Genomic DNA, 21,098 nt, shown 5'->3' with positions numbered 1-21,098 from the left:
GTGACAGCTGCGGGCTGCCCGGCAGGTATAGACGATGGTGGGCATTGCGCCACAGCTGGCCGCCGGCACCAGCACGAAAGCGGTGCAGGCGGCGTCATCTTGAGTCACTGGCTGTGCGTGCGGCTCAGTCGAACAGCACCAGGCTGCTACGGCCGTGGTGGAAATCGAAGGCCTCCTGGATATCCCGCAGCACGGTGCGCCCCTGGGACAGCTCGGGCAGTTGATCGAGGGCGAAGAACGCCGCGTCGCTGGTTTCGCTGCCGGCCACCGGGCTGTCGTCACCTTGCCGTTCGCAGAGGAAGTACAGCTTGTAGAAGTCGCGGTGATCGGCCTTGTAGGGGCCCTTGGCCTTGTGCCGCAGGCCGTAGAGCTGGCGCACCGTGACCTTGAGCCCGGCCTCTTCGTGGATTTCCTTGATGATGTTCTCGCCCGCCGACAAGCCGACATCGGCGTAGCCGCCGGGCAGGGCCCAGAGGCCGTCGTGCTGTTCGCGCACCAGCAGAATCCGCTCGTCCTCGATCAGCGCGCCGCGCACCTCCACCATGGGCGTGGAGTAGCGCTGGGCGAAGTCCGAGACCAGGTCGGTGATGCGTTCCAGGGGCACATCGCCCAGTTGTGCGAGCATCTGGTGGGCAATATCGGCGATTTCCTGGTAGCGCTCGCGGTCGTGTTCGTCACGGCAGAAGTGCAGGCCGGTGGAGGCGATGGCTTGCAAGCGTTTGGCGTGGGTCAGCCAGCGGCTTTCCATGGTTGAGGCTCCTGGACAATCCAATTTGAGGCGCCTGTTTTAATCCCTTGGCCGGCCCGGAGCAAGCGCCACGCCGCCGTTTGCGGCGTAGCGCCGGCCACTTAGCCCGGAGCGCCCTGCAGATGGCAGCGCACCTGCTGGCTGGCCGCGCCCTGCAAGGCTTGCGGGTTTTCGCAGCCCGGGCCACGGCGGCTGCAACGTTCGAGGAAGAAGCAGCCACCGGGCAGCTTGCGGTTGCCCGGCAGTTCGGTGGGCGCCGCGCTCTGGCTGTGGGCCAGGGGTGCACCGAGGCGCGGCACCGCCTCCAGCAACAGCCGGGTGTAGGGATGGCGCGGGTGTTCCAGCACCTGCTCGGCGCGGCCCAGCTCGACGATCTGCCCCAGGTACATCACCGCCACCCGGTCGGCCATATGCCGCACCACCGAGACGTTGTGCGAGATCAGCACGAAGGTCAGGCCGCGGCTGCGTTGCAGCTCGGCCAGCAGGTTGAGGATCTGCGCCTGCACCGAGATGTCCAGGGCCGAGGTCGGTTCGTCGAGGACGATGATGTCCGGGTCCGACGCCAGGGCCCGGGCAATGGCGATGCGCTGGCGCTGGCCGCCGGAAAACTGATGGGGGTAGCGCTCCAGGTATTCGCTGCGGATGCCCACCTGCTGCGCCACCCTGGCGGCGATCGCGCGCATCTCGGCCACCGGGGTGCCGCCGAGGGCGAACAGCGGCTCGGTGATGATCTTCCAGATTGGCAGGCGCGGGTCGAGGGACGATTGCGGGTCCTGGAACACGATCTGCACATGTCGGTGGCGTTCGCGCTCGCTGGCGTAGGCCCAGCGCAGGTCGCCGCTGCTGGGCTGCACCAGGCCCATCAGCAGTTGCGCCAGGGTGCTCTTGCCGCAGCCGGATTCGCCGACAATGCCCAGGGTTTCCCCGGGGCGCAGTTCCAGGTCGATGCCGTTCAGGGCGTGGGCGAAGGCCCGGGGTTGGCCCAGCCAGTTGTTGCCCAGGGGAAAGCGTACGCGCACGTCGTTAAGAAGCAGCAGCGGTGCGGCTTGAGTTGGCGAAGCGGTCATTGCGCGGACTCCTTGGCGGACAGCCAGCAGGCGCTCTTGCGCTCGGTGCTGGCGTCGATCGAATGCAAGGGCGGGCGCCGATTGCAGGCCGGCATGGCCTGGGCGCAGCGTTCGCGGAAGGTGCAGCCTTCGGGCAGGTGGGCCAGGTTCGGCACTTGCCCGGGAATGGTCAGCAGCGGCGCGCCGGGCGCCACCTGCTCCGGCAGGCCGCTGAGCAGGCCGCGGGTATAGGGGTGCTGCGGGTCGAGCATCACCTGGGCGGTGCTGCCTTGCTCCACCACGGCGCCGGTGTACATCACGTAGACCCGGTCGCAGAACTGCGAGACCACCGCCATATCGTGGGTAATCAGCAGAATCGCCGTGCCCCGTTGCCGGGCTTTCTCGCGCAGCAACAGCAGCACCTGGCGCTGCACCGTGACATCCAGCGCGGTGGTGGGCTCATCGGCGATCAGCAGTTGCGGGTCGCAGGAAAACGCCAGGGCGATCATCACCCGCTGGCGCATGCCCCCGGACAGCTCGAAAGGGTAGGCCTGGAGCACCTGCTCGGGGTCGGCGATATGCATGTCGCGCAGCAGTTCGATGGCCCGGGCCCGGGCCTGCTCCTGGCTCAGGCGCTGGTGATGGACGATCACGTCGAGCATCTGCCGGCCGATGCGCCGGGTCGGGTTGAGAGCGGTCATCGGCTCCTGGAAGATCATCGCCGCGTCGCGGCCACGGATCTGCAGCAGTTGCTGTTCCGGGGCGGCGAGCATGTCGCGGCCCAGCAGGCTCAGGCTGCCGGAAGTGATGCGGTAGCTGCGCTCGGGCAACAGCCGCAGGCTGAGCATGGCGGTCACCGACTTGCCCGAGCCGGACTCGCCGACCACGCCGACGATTTCCCCCGGGTTGACGTGCAGCGACACGCCGTTGAGGGCTTGCACCTTGCTGCGGTAGGCGGGGAATTCCAGGCTCAGGTTTTCGATGTTGAGAACGGCGGCTTGGCTCATGGTCATTTCCCCTGTTGCCGTGGGTCGAGCAGGTCACGGACGCCGTCACCCAGCAGGTTGAAACCGGTGGCGGTGAACAGGATCGCAAGCCCGGGAAAGGTCGAGTACCACCAGTTGTCGAGGATGAAATTGCGCCCGGTGGCCACCATCGCCCCCCACTCCGCGGTGGGTTGCTGGGCCCCCAGGCCGATGAAACCCAGGGCCGAGGCCATGAGGATGGCGCTGCCGATGTCCAGGCTCAGTTGCACCAGCAACGGCGGCATGGCGTTGCGCCCCACGTGCCAGCTGACGATGTGCCAGCGCCCGGCGCCGTAGGTTTGCGCGGCCTTGACGTAGCCCATCTGGCGGATGCTCAGGGCCTGGCCCCGGGCCAGGCGCACATAGAACGGAATGCGCACCAGGGTGATCGCCAGCATGGCGTTGAACAGGCTCGGGCCCAGGGCGGCGGCCAGGGCCATGATCAGCACCAGCGAGGGCACCGAGAGCATGATGTCCATCAGGCGCATGATCAGGCTGTCGAAGCGCCCGCCGATGATCCCCGACAGGCAGCCCAGCAGGCCCCCGGCCAGGCACGAGGCGAAGGCCACGAACAGGCCCACGCCCACCGATTGGCGGCTGCCGTGCAGCACCCGGCTGAACAGGTCGCGGCCCACTTCATCAGTGCCGAACCAGTGGGCGGCGCTGGGGGCGGCCAGGCGCTGGGCCAGGTTCAGGGCGTTGGGGTCATGGCTCGACAGCCAGGGGGCGAAGGCCATGCACACCAGCACCAGCAGGGTCATGCCCAGCCCGGCGATGGTCAGCGGGCTTTGCCGCACGCGGTAGCCCAGGTAGGCCAGGCGCGCACTCAGGGGGTTGCTGCGGGCCGTGGCCAGGGGAAGATTCAAGGGGGCGGACATCTCAACTTACCTCGCCAATGCGCGGATCGATCACCCGGTACAGCAGGTCGATCGCCATGTTCAGCAGCACATAAATGAATGACACCAGGATCGCGAAGCCCATTACCGCGGGGAAATCCAGGGCCTGGATCGACTTCACCACATAGGCCCCCATGCCCGGCCAGGCGAACACGGTTTCAGTCAGCACCGCGCCGTAGAGCAAGTCGCCCAGGGTCAGGCCGAGCACCGTCACCGAGGGGATCAGGGCATTGGGCAGGGCGTGGCGCAGGATCACCGTCCAGCGCGACAGGCCATAGGCACGGGCGGTGCGGATATAGTCTTCGCCGAGCTGGTCGAGCATGGCCGAGCGAATCTGCCGCGCCACCACCCCGAGGTTGACGAAGCCCAGGGTCACCGCCGGCAGCACCAGGTGCTGCAGGGCATTGAGGAACAGCGGAATATCCCCGGCCAGCAACGAATCGATCAGGTAGAAACCGCTGACCGTCGGCGGCGGTTCCAGGCCTTCATCCAGCCGGCCGCTGCCGGGCATCCAGCCCAGGTGGCCGTAGAACAGCACGATCAGCCCCAGGCCGAGCCAGAAGGCCGGGGTGGAAATGCCGGTGACCGCCAGGGTGCGGGCGATCTGGTCGATCAGGCGGTTGTGGTAGACCGCCGACAGCACCCCCAGCGGCACCCCCACCAGCACCGACAGCAGCAGCGCCGCCAGGGCCAGTTCCAGGGTCGCCGGGAAGAACGCCTGCAGGTCTTCCAGCACCGGCCGGCTGGTGCGGATCGAGGTGCCCAGGTCGCCGTGCAGCAGGTCGAGCATGTAGCGCCCATATTGCTGGTACAGCGGCAGATCCAGGCCCAGTTGGTGACGGATGTTCTGCACGATGGCATCGCTGGCCCGGTCGCCGGCGATCAGCCGCGCCGGGTCACCGGGAATCAGGTGCGAGATGGTGAAGGTGATCAGCGAAACCCCGACGACGACCAGCAGCAGACCGAGCAGGCGTTTGCGCAACATATTCAGGAAGGCCATGAGGCAACCTCGTTAACGCTTGACGAACGGCCGGGAGCACCACGCCCCCAAAGCCGGGCACACAACGCTCCGCCGCAGGCCCGGCGGGGCCTGCGAACGGATGGGCACAACGCCTGTTACTTGCTGATCTGGGCGATGTTGAACACCTGCTCCAGCATCGGATGGAACACGTAGCCCTTGACCGCATCACGCATCGGCAGGCTGTAGTTCTTCTGAAACAGGTAGGCGTAGGCGTTGTCCTTGAGGACGATTTTCTGCGCGCTCTGGTACAGCTCGACGCGCTTGGCGGTGTCGTTGGTGGCCGCAGCTTCGCGCACCAGGCGGTCGACCTCGGGGTTGCTGTAGAACGAGCGGTTGCCCGGCAGCCCTTGCAGGCTGGAGTCGAACCAGAAGTTCATGAACATGTAGGGGTCGGCGAAGTCCGGGCTCCAGGAGCCGATGGCCACGTCGAAGTCACCCTTGCCCACGCGCTCGCGCATGGTGGCGTTGGCCAGTTTCTCCATCTTCAGGTTGATGCCCAGGGGCGCCAGGCCCGCCTGCAGGGTCAGGCCAATGGATTCCCAGTTGGCGTCCTTGTCCGAGTAGAGGTAGGTGAGGTTGCTGATTTTCTGCGGCGCCTTGGCCAGGCTGGCCTTGGCGCCCTCGAGGTTCTGCTGCATCAGCGGCAGGCTCGGGTCGTGGGCCCACATGCCGTCGGGGATCGGCCCGTTCATCAGCTTGGCCTGGCCCTTGAGGATGCCGTCGACGATGCCCTGGTAGTCGATGGCCTGCACCAGCCCCTGGCGTGCCTCGACATTGTTCAGCGGTGCGCGCTGGTTGTTCAGGTACAGGTAGTTGACCCGCAGCGAGGGGAAGGTCTGGATCACCACCCCGGGCTTGCCGGCCAGGGTGCCGAGCTGGTCTTCGGGCATGTCCTCGATGATGTCCAGGTCGCCGCGTTCCAGTTGCAGGCGGCGCACCGAGGCCTCGCTGATGATCTTGATCACCACCTTGTTCAGGCTCGGCTTGGGTCCGGCGTAATAGCTGTTGGGTTCCAGGGTCAGGGCCTGGCCCTTCTGCCAGTTGCTCAGGCGGAAGGCCCCGGAGCCGGCGGTGTGGGTGGAGAGGTAGGCGTTGACGTCGCCCTGCTTGGCCACGTCCGGGTTGATGATGCCGCCACCGTTGTGGGCCAGGGTGTAGAGGAAGGGCGCGTAGGGTTTCTTCAAGGTGAAGCGTACGGTCAGCGGGTCAACCACGGCCACGCTCATGTCATCCGGGAAGGCCCCGGACGGGCCTTGCTTGAGCTGCATCAGGCGGTCGAAGGAGAACTTCACCGCGGCGGCGTCCACCGGCTTGCCGTCGTCGAACTGGTTGCCGCTCTTGAGCTTGAAATCCCAGGTGAGGTTGTCGGCGGAGGTGCTCCAGCTCTCGGCCAGGTCGCCCTCGACTTCGGTGCTGCCCTTGCCGTTCTCGACCTTGTAGGTCACCAGCTTCTGGTAGGCCGGATAGGTCACGGCCCAGTCGTTGTTGTCGATGGTCACGGCCGGGTCGAGGGTTTGCGGGTCGGCGGCCTTGCCGATCATCAGGGTGTCCTTGGGCGCGGCGGCGCTGGCTGCCTGCCAGGCGCCCAGGCTCAGGGCGGCGCACAGCAGCGACAGGGCGACACGGGTGGACAGGCGTGCATCAGGTTGCATACGGGTGCTAGGGGTCATGCCGGTTTCCTTGATCATTCGATTATTGGAAGTTCGTCAGGTTTTTTATAAAAGCTATAACCGGGCAGTTGGAACAGAAGCGGTGCTGCGGGTAACGACCGGCTTGGGGCAGTGGCCTGCCTGTTGTTGTGGCCGGTGGGGGAATGCTCGATCAGTGGTCGAAGGGCTGCTCGTGCTCCTGGATCAGGGGGAAGTCCTCGGCGTTGGGCAATTCGTAGTGCCACCACTCGGTGGGGATCGCCTCGAAGCCAGCGCTGAGCATGATCCCCAGCAACAGCAGGCGGTTGCGCTGCACCTCAGGCGGCAGGTCGCTGTAGAACTGGTGCGACTTGGGCTCCATGGCGTCGAAGGCGGTGCCCATGTCCAGCGGCTGGCCGTTCTCGTCCACCAGGGTCAGGTCCACGGCCACGCCGCGGGTGTGGTGCGAGCCCAGGCGCGGGTCGCGCACATAGTCCGGATTCGGCAGGGCCTGCCACAGCAGTTGCTGGGCGTAGGCTGGGCGGTAGGCGTCGTAGATGCGCAGGCCCAGGCCGGCCATGCGCGCCAGGCGAGCGGCCTGGTACAGGCAGGCCGCGGCGTCCTTGTGCAGCAGGCAGCGGGCGTTGCGGTAGATCACCTGGCCGGCCAGGTTGTCGGCGCTGGCGTACACCAGGTCGACTTGCATCTGGTGGCGCTGGGCGTCGATTTCGACAAGGGGGCTGTTGTTCACTCACTCACTCCATCTTGGGTAACGCTGGAAGATCAGGACTCGAACTGGCCGAAGGCTTGCTGCAATTGGCGGTTCTTCGCCAGGCGCTGGTCCAGGCGCTCGCCATAGCCCTCGGCCACGGCGGACACCATCAGGTTGAACAGGCAGGTCAGGGGCGCCAGGGAATCCCAGAACTGGCCGACATCGGTTTTCAGTTGCAGCAGGTCCAGCGGGTAGTCCCGGGCCCAGGGGCATTGCAGGTCGGTGACCAGGGCCAGGGGCAGGGCATTGGCGTTGGCCACTGCGCAGAAGGTCTGGGTGAGGCTGGAGTAGGCGCGAAAGTCGGAAATGATCGCGTAGGGCTTGGCGAAGCCGGAGTTCAGGGTTTCCGCGTAGATGCCCGACAGCCCGTCGACGTAGTAGACCTTGGGCCGGATGTATTCCAGGTGGCTATGGAAGGCGTTGAGGATGCCCCGGGTGGACTGGATGCCGATGATGAATACTGCGTCGGCCTCGACTATCTGCCGCACTATGTCGGCGAAGGCCTGGCTGCGGGCCAGGCCATAGACATGCTGGATGGCCTCGATCTCGCGGTGCATCGAGCGTTCCAGGGCATCGTCCTGATCGGCTTCGCTGCGAAAGGCGCCCAGCCGGTCGGTGATCAGCCAGGAGGCCGGGGCATCTCCGCGCAGCCCTTGCTTGACCTCGTCCAGGTTGCGGTAGCCCAGGGAACGCAGGAAGCGCCCCACGGAAATGCCCGTGGTGCCGGCTTGCTGGGCAATGCTGTCGGCGGTCTCGAAGGGCAGTTGCTGGAGGTTGGCCAAGAGGTAGGTGGCGATGCGCTTGCCGGTGGGCGTCAGGCTTGCAAACTGCTGTTCCAGGGTGACTTGGAAAGGGTTCTTGTCCATGGGCATCTCACCAGGCATTTGCGGGGAATGTTATTTGAATTTCATTTTTATAGTTTGTGTTAGAAACATAACATCGGCATTCGCGACAAGACAAGGCTTTTGTTCATCGCCCAGGTGACGTGCCACTCAAGCGGTTTTGGTCGAGGTTCAGCGGGCTTGGGCGCCCGCGTTCAGCCATTGGCCGAGGTCGTGGATGGCGCTTTCCACGGTGACGCTGCGCCCGCTCCAGGTGCAGGCCAGCATCAGGTTGCGCGGCAGGTTGAAATCTTCCACCAGGTAACCCTGGGCATCGCGCCCGGCGCCATCGTGGGGCACTTGCTGGCGCAGGCTGGCGGGGCCTTTGAAATACACCCACACCGGCTTGCCCAGGGCGATGGCGGCGCCCACTTCGAAGGCGGTGCCGGAGTCGGGTTCCAGGCCGCGAAAGTCATTGAGGTTGGCCAGCAGGGCGTCGCAGTCGCGGATCATCGCCAGGTTCTGCTGGCAGATCCACTGCGCGGTGGCTTCGGGGCGAGGTTGTGCGGCCCCTGGTTGTCCAGGGGGAACAGCCCGGCAAGGCCCTGGGCCCGGCACAGGGCCTTGAGGTGTTCGCCGTGGGCTAGGGCATCGGCGCGAAACACATCGAAACCGGCGAGGTAGATACGTGGCGGCATGTGGGGGCTCCTAGGGGTATCAGTCCAGCGACTTGTTCATGTACACCCGATGCAGCCCGTGCTCCACCGCGCGATGGGTTTCCACATAGCCGTGGCGGCCGTAGAGGGCAATGTTCTCGCCCATGGCCTCATTGGTGTAGAGGCGCACGCAACTGTGCCCGGCGGCCCGGGCCTGGGTTTCGGCGAAGGCCAGCAATTGCCGGCCATGGCCACGGCCCTGGGCCTCGGGGCTGACCGCGAGATTGTCCAGCAACAGGGCTTCCTGGGCATCGAGCAGGACGATAAAGCCGGCGATCGCTTGTTCCTCCTCCAGCACCCAGACCTGATGGGCCAGCACCAGGCAGGAATAGTCTTCGAGCATGGGGGCAGGTTCCCGGCCGATGCGCGCGATATAGGGCGCGTAGGCGCTCTTGGCGATGCTTTCGATGGCGGCGAGGTCGGGCGGGGCGGCGGGGCGAATGATCGGCGGCATGCTGGCGGGCGCTCGGGCGAAGGGGATGGCGCCAAGCATAGGTGGGAAAAGCCGCGCCTGTCTGTGGACCGCGCCAGAGGTTTGCCTCAGGCCAGGCAATGCCCCGTTGTGGCGAGGGAGCTTGCTCCCGCTTGCGTGCGTAGCGCGCAAGGGCGGCGCAGGTATCAGGTGATTCAGCGAGGGGCCGCGAGCGGCCCAGCGGGAGCAAGCTCCCTCGCCACGCAAGGGCTGTTTATTCGCCGCGGTAGATGCAGCCGCTGGTGCAGGTTTCGTGGATGCGGATCGCGCTCAGCTCCGGCAGCAGGGGCTTGAGCTCGTTCCAGATCCACTTGGCCAGTACTTCGCTGGTGGGGTTTTCCAGGCCGGGAATGTCGTTCAGGTAGTTGTGGTCCAGGCGCTCGTAGAGCGGCTTGAAGATCGCCTTGATTTCCGAGAAATCGCGAATCCAGCCGGTGTGCGCATCGATTTCGCCACTCAGGTGGATCGCCACCTTGAAAGAGTGGCCATGCAGGCGGCCGCACTTGTGGCCTTCGGGCACGAAGGGCAGGCGGTGGGCGGATTCGAAGGTAAATTCTTTGAAGATTTCCACGGTGTCGGTCAGCTCTGTCAGAGGGTAATCGCCAGGTGCGGTTCGAGGCAGGCGGCGAGTTTATCAGCTTGGCCTGCGGCCTGCGGAAAAACCCTGACTAAAGGGTCAGTCCGCAGCCCTGGGCCTTCTCTTAGAGGCTTTGCAGGCGTTCGCCCAGGCGGTTCTGCGCCGCCAGTTCGAGAAACTCGTCACCCAGGCGCCGGCTTTCGTCCATGGCGCTGCGCCAGTATTTCTGTCGGCTGGCGTCGTCGCCCATAAAGCGCTTGAAGTCGTTGCGGTCCGGCAGTTTGCCGTAGGGCAGGCGCGCCAGGTATTCCCGCGATGGCGCCAGCAGCAGGACATCCCGCAGGCGCTCGGGGCTGGCCCGGCGCCAGGGCAGGGTCTTGTCGAACCAGCCGGGGATCACTCGGTCGGTGAAGTGCGGGTAGAGCACGATATCGCTGCCGCTGTAGGGCAGGTCCAGGTGGTAGTCCAGCAGGCCGCCATCGCGGAAGGTGCCAGTGCCGGCACCGGGCAGTTCGCGCACGCCCTGCATCACCATGGGGATCGAGCCCGAGGCCAGCAAGGCCTGGCGCAGGTTGCCGCGATCCAGGGGCACGAAGCGCGAGGGAAAGTCTTCCAGGGCCTGCAGCGGCGGCGCCAGGCGCGGGTCGTGCAGCACCAGGCGCTCGAAATGCCGGGACAGCCGGGCGCGGCCCCGCAGGTTGTCGGCGATCACCGAGCCCAGGCCCAGCCCCAGGCGCCCGCGATGATCGTCGGCGAGCAGGCCGTGGCTTTTGACCACCATGATGTTCAGCCGGTAATGGGGGTTGTCGAGGATCGACGCATCGCGGCCATCCAGCAGCTCGTCGAGCATGCGCTGCGAGCTCTGGCTGATCTGCGCCATGCTCACGCCCTTGGCGAAGCTCTGGGCGTTGTACAGCTGGCCCAGGCGACGGATGCCTTCGGCTGCGTCCGGCAGGCAGGCGCTGGCGAAGCGCCAGGAGCCCACCGAGGCGCCGATCAGCGAGCGTTCCCGGGGCGCGGCGGGCAGCCATTCGCCGAACAGCGCCAGGTCCAGGCCCTGGATGCCCAGCGCCTTGGGCCCGCCGGCAGCACCGGGCAAGGTGCCGACTTCGCTGGCCTGCAGCCCTTGCCGGCGGATGCGCGCCAGGGCGCGAGGGCCGGCCTTGAGGGTCAGGGCGGGAAACTTGATATGGATGGCGGTCATACCGGGCTCACTGTCGAATCAGCCGGGCAGTATAGAGAACCCGCGGGCTGCGGGCCGAGTGAAACTTCTGTCAGGCCCTGTGGCCATTCAGTTTCAATTAAGTTGCCTTGGTTATTGTCGGCGCCATCGGCCTTTGGCCATTGATTCCGGAGACCTGCCATGAAGACCTTCACCCTGCTGTTGAGTGCCGCCCTGGTCACCCTCACCGCCAGCCTGGCCCACGCCCGCGACCTGGGCCCCGACGAAGCCCTGCGGTTGCGCGACGCTGGTACCATTGTGTCCTTCGAAAAACTCAATGCCACGGCCCTGTCCCGGCATCCTGGGGCGAGCATCAGCGAAACCGAGCTGGAACAGGAGTACGGCAAGTACATCTACCAGGTCGAGTTGCGCGACCCCGAGGGCCTGGAGTGGGACCTGGAACTGGACGCGGTGAGCGGCCAGGTACTCAAGGATCATCAGGACACTTAATGAACTCGACTTCGCGTATCGGTCGTCGCGCGGCCCTGGGGCTGTTGCTGCTGTGCTCCCTGGCCCATGCCCGCGATCTGGACCAGGACGAGGCCCTGCGCCTGCGCCAGCAGGGGGTGATTCTGCCCCTGGAGCAACTGCTCAAGCAGGCCCTGGACCGCTACCCGGGGGCCAAGCTGCTGGAGGCCGAGCTTGAGGAAAAACACGATGTGTATATTTACGAGGTCGAGCTGTTGACCCCGGACGGCGTGGTTCGCGAACTGGACCTGGACGCCGCCACCGGGCGCCTGTTGAAAGACGAGGAAGACGACTGATGCGCCTGCTTGTGGTGGAAGATCATGTACCCCTGGCCGACGAGTTACTCGACGGCCTGAAGCGCCAGGGTTACGCCGTGGACTGGCTGGCCGACGGCCGCGATGCCCTGTACCAGGGCGCCAGCGAACCCTATGACCTGATCATTCTCGACCTGGGCCTGCCCGGCGTGCCGGGCCTCGAGGTGCTGCGCCAGTGGCGTGCCGGTGGCCTGGCGACCCCGGTGCTGGTGCTCACCGCGCGGGGTTCCTGGGCCGAGCGCATCGAGGGACTGAAGGCCGGCGCCGACGATTACCTGAGCAAGCCCTTTCATCCAGAAGAGCTGCATTTGCGGGTCCAGGCGTTGTTGCGCCGCGCCCATGGCCAGGCCAACCAGCAGACCCTGGAAGCCGCCGGGCTGCAGCTGGACGAAAGCCGCCAGTGCGTGCTCCGCGATGGCCAGGACGTGCAACTGACCGCCGCCGAGTTCCGTTTGCTGCGCTACTTCATGCTGCACCCGCAGCAGATCCTCTCCAAAAGCCACCTGGCCGAGCACCTGTATGACGGTGAGACCGAACGCGATTCCAATGTGCTGGAAGTCCACGTCAACCATCTGCGGCGCAAGCTCGGGCGTGAGGTGATCGAAACCCGTCGCGGCCAGGGCTACCTGTTCGGCGGGGCGAGCGCGTGAGGTCGATCCAGCGGCGTTTGAGCCTGGGCCTGGTGACGGTGCTGGTGGTGGTCGGCCTGGTGCTGGCGCAAACCAGCCTGTGGTTGTTCGAAGTGGGCCTGCAACGTTACCTGGAGGCCGGCCTGCGCAACGACAGCGAGAACCTGCTGCTGGCCCTGGTACGCGGGCCCCAGGGTTTGCAACTGGATGAACGCCGGCTGTCGCCGGCCTATCAGCGGCCCTTTTCCGGGCATTACTTCCGTATCGATTTTGCCGATGTGCACTGGCGTTCCCGTTCGCTGTGGGACCAGGAACTGCCACAACTGGAGCGCGCCGGCCTGCAGAGCGGCCTGCAACTGGGGCCGGAAGGCCAGCAACTGCTGGTGCTGCGCAGCGACTACAAGCGCCTGGGGCAGTCGATCGCCATCAGCGTGGCCCAGGACTACAGCCCGGTGCGCGAGAGTTTCCAGCGCCTGCGGCAGATCGGCCTGGGCCTGGGGCTGGCGGGGTTGTTGCTGATTCTGCTGCTGCAACGCCTGACCGTGCGCCGCGCCTTGCGCCCGCTGGAAGCCGCTCGCGAGCAGATCGCCCAATTGCAGCAGGGCCAGCGCTCGCAGCTGGACACCCAGGTGCCCCAGGAACTGGAGCCCCTGGTGGCACAGATCAACCATCTGCTGACCCATACCGAAGACAGCCTCAAGCGTTCGCGCAACGCCCTGGGTAACCTCGGGCATGCGCTGAAGACGCCGCTGGCGGTGCTGCTGAGCCTGGCCTCCGGGCCGAGGCTTAAGGCCCTGCCCGAGGTGCGGCGGATACTTGAGGAACAGTTGGAGCAGGTGCAGCAACGGCTCAATCGCGAGCTCAATCGTGCGCGGCTGGCGGGGGATGCCTTGCCGGGCGCGCTGTTCGATTGCGACGCCGAGCTGCCGGGGCTGCTGGCGACCCTGAACATGATCCATGGCGAGCATCTGCACCTGAGCGCGCGGGCCGTGCCCGGGCTGCGCCTGCCCTGGGACCGGGAAGACTTGCTGGAACTGCTGGGCAACCTGCTGGACAACGCCTGCAAATGGGCGGATGCCGAGGTGCGCTTGAGCGTCGAGGAGCGGGCCCAAGGTTTTGTGCTGGCGGTGGACGACGATGGCCCGGGCATTCCCCCGGAGCGCCGCGACCAGGTGTTCAGCCGTGGCACGAGGCTGGATGAGCAGACCCATGGCCACGGCCTGGGCCTGGGCATAGTGCGCGACATAGTCGAGGCCTGGGGCGGGCGCTTGAGTTTGCTGGACAGCGACCTGGGCGGCTTGCGGGTGCAGATCGAGCTGCCCGGGCGCTGAGTGTGCTGCTGGGGTGACGGGGGGGGCCGTTTTCGGGCCCCGCGGGAGCAAGCTCCCTCGCCACCAGCTTGGCTGCGCTTGCTGTGCCACGGCTCAGACGCGGAACTGGTCCATCAGGCTCTGCTGCTGGTTGGCCAGGCTGTTGAGGGACTGGCTGACCCGCGCCGATTCATTGGCCTGCTCCGACAGCGATTCGGTGACATCGCGAATGGTCGCCACATTGCTGTTGATCTCTTCGGCCACCGCGCTCTGCTGTTCGGCGGCGCTGGCGATCTGCAGGTTCATGTCGCTGATCACCGTCACGGCGTCGCCGATCTGGCGCAGGGCGGTCACCGCCTGGCCCACCTGTTCGACGCTGCCCTGGGCATGTTGATGGCTGCTGTGCATGGAGCCGACCACTTCCCGAGTGCCGTTTTGCAGTTGCTCGATCACCTGGCGGGTTTCTTCCACCGATTCCTGGGTGCGCTGGGCCAGGTTGCGCACCTCGTCGGCCACCACGGCGAAGCCGCGCCCGGCTTCCCCGGCGCGGGCGGCTTCGATGGCGGCGTTCAGGGCCAGGAGGTTGGTCTGCTCGGCGATCGAGCGGATCACTTCCAGCACCGAGCCGATCTGCTCGCTGTTGGCCGCCAGGCCTTCGACCTGATTCATCGCGGTGCTCATGTCGGCGGCCAGTTGGTCGATGCTGCGGGTGGTGCGATCGATCACCCCCAGGCCCTGTTGCGTGGCCTGGTCGGCATCGCGCGCGGCCTGGGCCGCCTGGGCGGCGCTGCGGGCCACGTCCTGGGCGGTGGCGCTCATCTCATGGGAGGCGGTGGCCACCTGGTCCACCTGGCGATACTGCTGCTCCATGCCGGCGCTGGTCTGGTTGGCGATGGCCGAGGACTGGTCGGCGGTGCCGCGGGCGTCCTGCACCGAGCGTTTCACTTCGGCAATGATCGGTTGCAGCTTGTCGAGGAAACGGTTGAACCAGCCGGCCAGTTGCCCCAGCTCGTCCTTCTTGTCGTAGGCCAGGCGCCGGGTCAGGTCGCCTTCGCCGCTGGCGATGTCTTCGAGCATATGGGCCACGCCGAGGATCGGCCGGGTCACGCTGCGGGCCATCAGCCACACCAGCAGCAGGCCGACCACCGCGGCCAGCAGGCCCAGGCTCAGCTCGATCAGGGTGCCGCTGCTGTTGCTGGCGTCCAGCTCGCTTTTCAAGGCTTCGGCCGGGCCCACCAGGACCTTTTCCGGAACGTCGAGCAGCACGCCCCAGTTGTTGCCGCCGGGAATCGGGGTGAAGGGCGCCAGCACCTTGAGCCGGTTGTTGTCGTGCAGGCTCTGGGTCTGGCTGCCGTTGGCCAACTTGCGGATCAGTTCGGCGCCGTTGAGGCTGTCGACGCTGTCCAGGCGCTGGCTGAGCTTGCCGGCATCCGGGCTGTAGCCGGCCAGCAGGCCCACCGGGCTGAGGATGCTGACGCTGGTCTGGCCGGCGTAGAGCTTCTGGCTGGCATTGCGGCTGACGGCCTGGAGGCTGTTGAGGTTGATGTCCACCGACAGTGAGGCGATCACCTTGCCGTTCACCAGCAGCGGGAAGACGATGCTGGTCATCAGCACTTGCTGGCCGTCGATGTCATAGAAGTAGGGTTCGATCACGCAGGGCTTGAGGGTGCTGCGCGGGCAGGTGAACCAGGCGTTGGCCGGCTGGCCGCTGGGGCCGCTGCGGGTGTCGCTCATATCGCTTTCCGGCAGCGACATGGAGGTCAGCTTGCCCGGGGTGGGTTGCGACCAGTACAGGGCGAAGCGGCCCTTTTCATTGCTGCCCAGCTCGGCCTGGCCGCTGAACAGCTCGTCCTTGCCATCCAGGGCGTTGGCTTCGAACACCAGGGACAGGCCCAGCAGGTCGGGGTTGGCCTGCAGCGCCGACTTGACCTGGCGGGTCAGGTCTTCACGCAGGTCGAAGGCGTCGAGGAAGCGTTTCTCGGCCTGTTCGCGCAGGAACAGCACCTGGCGCGAGAAACCGTGGCCGTATTGATAGGCGTCCATGAACTGCTGGCGAATGCCCAGGGCCTGGACTTCGCCCTGGGCCTCGATCCGCGCCTGGGCGGCTTCATTGAGCATCTCCATGCTCGAGGTTTTCACCAATTCGGAGCTGTGCTCCATGCGATACAGCGAAAGTCCCACCAACAGCGACACGATGGCCAACAGGCAGAGCCCGGCCAGCAAGGTGATCTTCCATTGGATGGAAAGTTGTCTGAGCGACATGGAGGCGTCCTTTATTCGATAAATATCTGAGACTTTGCACTGTAGCGGCCGACGAACGGTAATCTTTAAACGCGCGTTCGATTTTCTGGGAGGGGGTGGCGGTCTCAGAGAGCATCGCGAGCAAGCTCGCTCCTACAGGTGTTGATGGGAGTTGATGGGGTGTTGGTTTTGACAAGCCGGGCGTGCTGCTGCAAAGTGCGCGCCCTCTAATAAGACCCAATTTCCATTCGATGTCGGCAGCCCGCTGCCTTCCGGTCGGTCACAGGCTTTTGCCCGGTTTTTGCCGGCACTGTAATGAGGTAACGATGATTAACGCAGTAATTGCCGCGGTTGGCGTGATGCTGGTGCTCAGCCTGTCCCGTGTGCATGTGGTGATCGCCCTGATCATTGGTGCGCTGGTGGGCGGGTTGACCGGCGGCCTGGGGATCGAGGCCACGCTCAAGGCCTTCAATAGTGGCTTGGGCGGCGGCGCCACGGTGGCCTTGTCTTATGCGTTGCTCGGCGCCTTTGCCGTGGCGATTGCCAAATCCGGCCTGGCCCATGCCCTGGCGGACAGGATCCTGCTGCTGGTGGACCGCCAGGACGCCAACGGCGGCGGCCAGGTCAAATGGCTGCTGATGGGCCTGCTGTGGGTGGTGGCGATCGCTTCGCAGAATATCCTGCCGATCCACATTGCCTTTATTCCGCTGCTGGTGCCGCCGTTGCTGTATGTGCTGACCAAGCTGCAGCTGGATCGCCGGCTGATCGCCTGCGTGATCACCTTCGGCCTGATCACGCCTTACATGTTCCTGCCGGTGGGCTTCGGCAATATCTTCCTCAATGAGATCTTGCTGGCCAACGTCGCCCGCAGCGGCGTTGACGTCAGTCAGATCAACGTCACCCATGCCATGGGCATCCCGGCACTGGGCATGCTCTGTGGCTTGCTGCTGGCTTTTGTCAGTTATCGCAAGAAGCGTGTCTATGACCTGGAGCGGATCGAGAAGGTCGAGCAGGTGGCGGTGCAGTACAACCCGCGGACCTTGCTGGTAGCGGCGGCTGCGATCATTGCCGCGTTCGTGATCCAGCTGCTGCTGGACTCGATGATTATCGGCGCCCTGTGCGGCTTTCTGATCTTCTCGCTGTCGGGCATCGTGCGCTGGCGCGAGACCGACGAGCTGTTCACCGAAGGCATGAAGATGATGGCGATGATTGGCTTCATCATGATCGCTGCCTCGGGTTTTGCCGAAGTGATGAAGGCCACTGGCGAGGTGAAGAGCCTGGTGGAGGCTTCGGCCGCCTGGATCGGCCACAGCAAGGGCGTGGGTGCGCTGCTGATGCTGCTGGTGGGCCTGCTGGTGACCATGGGCATCGGTTCGTCGTTTTCCACGGTGCCGATCCTCGCGGCGATCTTCGTGCCTTTGTGCGTGCAACTGGGCTTCAGCCCGCTGGCCATCGTCTGCATCGTCGGCACAGCCGGGGCCTTGGGCGATGCCGGTTCGCCAGCCTCGGACTCGACCCTGGGGCCGACCTCGGGCTTGAACGTCGACGGCCAGCATCACCATATCTGGGACACCGTGGTGCCCACCTTCCTGCATTACAACCTGCCGCTGCTGGCCTTTGGCTGGGTGGCTGCCATGGTGCTTTGATAGCCCGGGCAGGGCGGGGCTCAACTTTTGTATTGGCGTGCCGTTAACGCGGTTATCACGCCAATAAAAAACACGAGTGAGCCCACTATGCGCTTGAGCCTGAAGGCCAAAGTTTTGTCCCTGGCGGTACTCCCGGTACTGCTGTTTGCTCTGGTGATCAGCCTGAGTACGGTGTTCATGCTGCGCCAGCAGGCGCAGAAGGAAGTCGAGGAAACCCGCCAGCGCCTGATGGGCGAGGCCAAGGCCACGCTGCAGAGCTATGTCGAGGTGGCCCTGAGCACCGTCAAGCCGCTGTACGACGCTGCCGCGTCCGGGGATCAAGCGGCCCGGGCCGAGGTGGTCAAGCTGCTGTCGAACATCACTTACGGCAAAGACGGCTACTTCTTCGGCTACGACTCCGAGACCGTGCGCCTGTTCAAGGGCAACAGCGCGGATGGCGTGGGCAAGAGCTTCAAGGACAACCGCGACCCCAATGGCGTGTACGTCAACCGCGAGCTGGTGCGGGTGGGCAAGGACGGCAGCCACTACGTGCAGTACAGCTCGACCCAGCCGGGCAGCGATGTGCTGGTACCCAAGCTCGGCTACACCGAATACCTGCCCAAGTGGGACATGGTGCTGGGCACCTCGGTCAATCTCGACGGCATCGACGCCCAGGTGGCGGCGGTGGAGGCCAGCGTCAACCAGCGCATGGAAGGCATGGTGCTGAGCATTCTCGGGATCGCCGCGGTGCTGCTGGTGGTGATCGCCGCCCTGGGCATGCTGGTGGCCAACGCCATGCTGCGGCCGCTGAACCTGATGAAGGCCAACCTCGACGATATTGCCGCCGGCGAAGGCGACCTGACCCGGCGCCTGGCGATTACCAGCCAGGACGAGCTGGGGGACCTGGCCGCCTCCTTCAACCGCTTCGTCGACAAGATCCATGGCCTGGTGCGGCAGATCACCGAGATGACTGGGCAGCTCACTGAGTTGGTGACCCAGGTGTCCGACCAGGCCCATCGTTCGGAGCAGGCCATGGAGCGCCAGCGCCACGAGACCGATCAGGTGGCCACTGCGATCAACGAAATGTCTTCGGCGGCCCAGGAAGTGGCCCGCAGCGCCCAGGGCGCAGCGGTGGCGGCGCAGCAGACCGATGAGGAAGGCCAGGCGGCCAAGCGGGTGGTGGATGGCAGCATCCAGCAGATCCATGCGCTGGTGGGCGACATTCGCAACAGCGGCACTTCACTGGACAGCCTGCAGCAGGACGTGGCGTCGATCGTCAGCGTGCTGGATGTGATTCGTTCCATCGCCGAGCAGACCAACCTCTTGGCCCTCAACGCCGCCATCGAGGCGGCCCGGGCCGGTGAGGCCGGGCGCGGTTTTGCCGTGGTCGCCGATGAGGTGCGGGCCCTGGCCAGTCGGACCCAGCAGAGCACCCAGGAAATCCAGGGCATGATCGATCGCCTGCAGCAGGGCACCCGGGTGGCGGTGGACGCCATGCGCCGCTCCAGCGATGCCGGCGACGGCACCTCGAGCCAGGCCAATCAGGCCGGGGCGTCGCTGGACACCATGGCCCAGCTGATTGGCACCATCAATTCGATGAACGCGCAGATTGCCAGCGCCGCCGAGGAGCAGACGGCCGTGGCCGAGGAGATCAACCGCAGCGTGCACCAGATCGCCGTGGCGGTGGACAGTGTGGCCGACGAAACCCAGCGCGGCGCCCAGACTTCCCGCAGCCTGGCGGACCTGGGCCAGCGCCTGGGTCGTCTAGTGGGACAGTTCCGGATCTGATGCATGTCCCGGCCGCGGCGAGCCGCGGCCTCAGGCGCTGATATCGCGCATCAGCAGGCCGAAGCGCAGGTCCACCTGGTCGGGGATCGGCAGGTACACGGTGTGGCCATCCCCCGGGGCGACTTCGATGTTCTGGCCCTGGGCGTTGTGCAGCTGCTGCAGGTCGAACTGGAAGTTGCCCTTGGGGGTCATCAACTCCATGTGATCGCCCAGGGCAAAGCGGTTCTTCACCTTGACCTCGGCCAGGCGGTCGCGCCGCTCGCCGGTGAGTTCGCCAACGAACTGCTGGCGCTCCGACACCGAGCTGCCGTTCTGGTAGTTCTGATATTCATCGTGCACGTGGCGGCGCAGGAAACCCTCGGTGTAGCCGCGCTGGGCCAGGGACTCCAGGTCGCTCATCAGGCTGCGGTCGAACTCGCGCCCGGCGGCGGCATCATCGATGGCCCGGCGATACACCTGGGTGGTGCGGGCGCAGTAGAAGTGGGATTTTGTACGGCCCTCGATCTTCAGCGAATGCACGCCCATGCGGGTCAGGCGCTCCACGTGCTGCACCGCGCGCAGGTCCTTGGCGTTCATGATGTAGGTGCCGTGCTCGTCCTCGAAGGCCGGCATCAGCTCGTCCGGGCGGTTGGCTTCCTGCAGCAGGAACACCTGGTTGGTCGGCGCGCCCAGGCCCAGGGTCGGCTCCGGTTCGAAGCTCTGGACGATCTCCCCGAGGTTGTTCTCGGTGGCTGCCTCGGCCTTGTACTTCCAGCGGCAGGCATTGGTGCAGGTGCCCTGGTTGGCGTCGCGCTTGTTCATGTAGCCCGAGAGCAGGCAGCGCCCGGAATAGGCCATGCACAGGGCGCCGTGGACAAAGACCTCCAGCTCCATGGCCGGCACTTGCTGGCGGATTTCCTCGATCTCTTCCAGGGACAGTTCGCGGGACAGGATCACCCGGCACACGCCTTGCTGCTGCCAGAACTCGACGCTGGCCCAGTTCACCGTGTTGGCCTGCACCGAAAGATGGATCGGCATCTGCGGGAAGTGCTTGCGCACCAGCATGATCAAGCCCGGGTCGGACATGATCAGCGCGTCCGGGGCCATCTCGATCACCGGCGCCAGGTCCTTGAGGAAGGTCTTGAGCTTGGCGTTGTGCGGGGCGATGTTGACCACCACATAGAAGCGCTTGCCCTGGGCCTGGGCCTCGCGGATGCCGAGCGCCAGGTTGGCGTGGTCGAATTCGTTGTTGCGCACCCGCAGGCTGTAGCGCGGCTGGCCGGCATACACCGCGTCGGCGCCGTAGGCGAAGGCGTAGCGCATGTTCTTCAGGGTGCCGGCGGGGGCCAGGAGTTCGGGTTTGGCGAGGAGGGTCATGGGCCTGTCGATCGCAAAAGGTCGCGAGGGTAGGGCAGTGCCGCACAAGATTCATTGATCTGGATCTATGTCTGTTGCACAAAGCCCCAGTGGCCGGTGTCCGGGGCGTTCAGTCCACCACCTGGTCGAGCATGTGCAGTACTTCATGCTCGTTGAGCAGGCCCTTGCGCACCAGGTTTTCCGCCAGCAGCGAGAGGAACTTGGCGCTGCGGTGGCCTTCCAGGTGCTTGAGTTCGGTGAGGGCGTCGTACACCCGGCTGGAGGTGCAGCGGCCGGCGACACGGTGCGGGTTTTGTGTGGGCATGGCTTCGTCCTTGTTGTAATGGGCCTGTGGCGCGCGGACTGGATCGATCTTGCAGTCCTTGAATGACACAAAGGTGACCGTCCCATGTCGCCCGGAGCGCTGGTGAGACCGGCACACTA

Annotated in this window: 20 protein-coding genes and 3 pseudogenes; 7 read left to right on the top strand and 16 right to left on the bottom strand. The window is 65.6% G+C overall.

Annotated features, from left to right (window positions below; genetic code table 11):
• Positions 1 to 124: 124 nt before the first annotated feature.
• The 12 genes and pseudogenes from J4P02_RS18130 to J4P02_RS18075 form a co-directional block, all read right to left on the bottom strand.
• Positions 125 to 748: an NUDIX hydrolase gene (locus J4P02_RS18130; RefSeq protein ID WP_426192680.1), complete on the bottom strand. Its 624-nt coding sequence runs from the start codon at positions 746 to 748 to the stop codon at positions 125 to 127.
• A 101-nt stretch (positions 749 to 849) separates the two neighbouring features.
• Positions 850 to 1,815, bottom strand: a complete 966-nt coding sequence (locus J4P02_RS18125) for an ABC transporter ATP-binding protein (protein WP_426192678.1) — start codon at positions 1,813 to 1,815, stop codon at positions 850 to 852.
• A complete protein-coding gene (locus tag J4P02_RS18120) occupies positions 1,812 to 2,807 on the bottom strand; it encodes an ABC transporter ATP-binding protein (RefSeq protein WP_426192676.1) in 996 nt (331 codons plus the stop codon). The genes J4P02_RS18125 and J4P02_RS18120 overlap by 4 nt, the downstream gene beginning before the upstream one ends.
• Positions 2,804 to 3,697, bottom strand: coding sequence for a D,D-dipeptide ABC transporter permease (ddpC, locus tag J4P02_RS18115; protein ID WP_426192674.1), 894 nt, complete (start codon positions 3,695 to 3,697; stop codon positions 2,804 to 2,806). Before ddpC ends, J4P02_RS18120 begins: the two co-directional genes overlap by 4 nt.
• A 1-nt stretch (position 3,698) precedes the next feature.
• The gene (locus tag J4P02_RS18110; RefSeq protein ID WP_426192672.1) at positions 3,699 to 4,715 is read right to left on the bottom strand and encodes an ABC transporter permease; all 1,017 of its coding nucleotides are present in this window, start codon (positions 4,713 to 4,715) and stop codon (positions 3,699 to 3,701) included.
• Positions 4,716 to 4,831: 116 nt separating this feature from the next.
• A complete protein-coding gene (locus tag J4P02_RS18105) occupies positions 4,832 to 6,406 on the bottom strand; it encodes an ABC transporter substrate-binding protein (protein WP_426192670.1) in 1,575 nt (524 codons plus the stop codon).
• A 151-nt stretch (positions 6,407 to 6,557) separates the two neighbouring features.
• Entirely contained in the window at positions 6,558 to 7,115 is a 558-nt protein-coding gene (gene ddpX, locus J4P02_RS18100) for a D-alanyl-D-alanine dipeptidase (RefSeq protein WP_426192668.1), read from the bottom strand.
• 32 nt (positions 7,116 to 7,147) lie between these two features.
• Entirely contained in the window at positions 7,148 to 8,008 is an 861-nt protein-coding gene (locus J4P02_RS18095; RefSeq protein WP_426192666.1) for a MurR/RpiR family transcriptional regulator, read from the bottom strand.
• Positions 8,009 to 8,149: 141 nt separating this feature from the next.
• A pseudogene (locus J4P02_RS18090) lies at positions 8,150 to 8,655 on the bottom strand (nucleoside 2-deoxyribosyltransferase).
• A 19-nt stretch (positions 8,656 to 8,674) separates the two neighbouring features.
• Positions 8,675 to 9,127 (bottom strand): GNAT family N-acetyltransferase, encoded by a 453-nt coding sequence (locus J4P02_RS18085; RefSeq protein ID WP_426192664.1) that lies wholly within the window; start codon positions 9,125 to 9,127, stop codon positions 8,675 to 8,677.
• Positions 9,128 to 9,359: 232 nt separating this feature from the next.
• Entirely contained in the window at positions 9,360 to 9,716 is a 357-nt protein-coding gene (gene queD, locus J4P02_RS18080) for a 6-carboxytetrahydropterin synthase QueD (protein WP_092312716.1), read from the bottom strand.
• Between the two features lie 130 nt (positions 9,717 to 9,846).
• Positions 9,847 to 10,926, bottom strand: coding sequence for a patatin-like phospholipase family protein (locus J4P02_RS18075; protein ID WP_426192662.1), 1,080 nt, complete (start codon positions 10,924 to 10,926; stop codon positions 9,847 to 9,849).
• Positions 10,927 to 11,085: 159 nt separating this feature from the next.
• Here J4P02_RS18075 and J4P02_RS18070 point away from each other — a divergent pair, with 159 nt between their 5' ends.
• The 4 genes from J4P02_RS18070 to J4P02_RS18055 are packed head-to-tail and all read left to right on the top strand — an operon-like array spanning position 11,086 to position 13,686.
• Positions 11,086 to 11,394: a PepSY domain-containing protein gene (locus J4P02_RS18070; protein ID WP_426192660.1), complete on the top strand. Its 309-nt coding sequence runs from the start codon at positions 11,086 to 11,088 to the stop codon at positions 11,392 to 11,394.
• Positions 11,394 to 11,708, top strand: a complete 315-nt coding sequence (locus J4P02_RS18065; protein WP_426192658.1) for a PepSY domain-containing protein — start codon at positions 11,394 to 11,396, stop codon at positions 11,706 to 11,708. Before J4P02_RS18070 ends, J4P02_RS18065 begins: the two co-directional genes overlap by 1 nt.
• A complete protein-coding gene (locus J4P02_RS18060) occupies positions 11,708 to 12,376 on the top strand; it encodes a response regulator transcription factor (RefSeq protein WP_426192656.1) in 669 nt (222 codons plus the stop codon). Before J4P02_RS18065 ends, J4P02_RS18060 begins: the two co-directional genes overlap by 1 nt.
• Positions 12,373 to 13,686: an ATP-binding protein gene (locus J4P02_RS18055; protein WP_426192654.1), complete on the top strand. Its 1,314-nt coding sequence runs from the start codon at positions 12,373 to 12,375 to the stop codon at positions 13,684 to 13,686. Before J4P02_RS18060 ends, J4P02_RS18055 begins: the two co-directional genes overlap by 4 nt.
• Positions 13,687 to 13,779: 93 nt before the next feature.
• On the opposite strand, the gene J4P02_RS18050 is transcribed toward J4P02_RS18055, so the two are convergent.
• Together J4P02_RS18050 and J4P02_RS18045 are read right to left on the bottom strand one after the other, a co-directional pair.
• The gene (locus J4P02_RS18050) at positions 13,780 to 14,535 is read right to left on the bottom strand and encodes a methyl-accepting chemotaxis protein (protein WP_426192886.1); all 756 of its coding nucleotides are present in this window, start codon (positions 14,533 to 14,535) and stop codon (positions 13,780 to 13,782) included.
• A gap of 102 nt (positions 14,536 to 14,637) precedes the next feature.
• A pseudogene (locus J4P02_RS18045) lies at positions 14,638 to 14,784 on the bottom strand (HAMP domain-containing protein); the annotation flags it as partial.
• Positions 14,785 to 16,235: 1,451 nt separating this feature from the next.
• On the opposite strand from J4P02_RS18045, the gene J4P02_RS18040 reads away from it, so the two are divergent.
• The 3 genes and pseudogenes from J4P02_RS18040 to J4P02_RS18030 all read left to right on the top strand — a co-directional run bounded on the left by J4P02_RS18040 (position 16,236) and on the right by J4P02_RS18030 (position 19,319).
• Positions 16,236 to 17,552, top strand: a complete 1,317-nt coding sequence (locus J4P02_RS18040; RefSeq protein ID WP_426192884.1) for a Na+/H+ antiporter family protein — start codon at positions 16,236 to 16,238, stop codon at positions 17,550 to 17,552.
• An 87-nt stretch (positions 17,553 to 17,639) separates the two neighbouring features.
• Positions 17,640 to 18,461 (top strand): annotated as a pseudogene (locus J4P02_RS18035) (cache domain-containing protein); the annotation flags it as partial.
• 36 nt (positions 18,462 to 18,497) lie between these two features.
• Positions 18,498 to 19,319, top strand: coding sequence for a methyl-accepting chemotaxis protein (locus J4P02_RS18030; protein ID WP_426192882.1), 822 nt, complete (start codon positions 18,498 to 18,500; stop codon positions 19,317 to 19,319).
• A 30-nt stretch (positions 19,320 to 19,349) separates the two neighbouring features.
• Here J4P02_RS18030 and yegQ read toward each other — a convergent pair whose 3' ends face one another.
• Both yegQ and J4P02_RS18020 read right to left on the bottom strand, forming a co-directional pair.
• Entirely contained in the window at positions 19,350 to 20,675 is a 1,326-nt protein-coding gene (gene yegQ / locus J4P02_RS18025; protein ID WP_426192652.1) for a tRNA 5-hydroxyuridine modification protein YegQ, read from the bottom strand.
• A 109-nt stretch (positions 20,676 to 20,784) separates the two neighbouring features.
• Complete coding sequence (locus tag J4P02_RS18020) at positions 20,785 to 20,979, bottom strand: hypothetical protein (protein ID WP_426192650.1); 195 nt, start codon at positions 20,977 to 20,979, stop codon at positions 20,785 to 20,787.
• Positions 20,980 to 21,098 lie beyond the last annotated feature (119 nt).

The organism is Pseudomonas sp. NFXW11, from assembly GCF_049887815.1.
Classification (GTDB): domain Bacteria; phylum Pseudomonadota; class Gammaproteobacteria; order Pseudomonadales; family Pseudomonadaceae; genus Aquipseudomonas.
The sequence above is the reverse complement of the archived record's forward strand: the minus strand, read 5'-3'. Positions and strand labels throughout refer to the sequence as shown.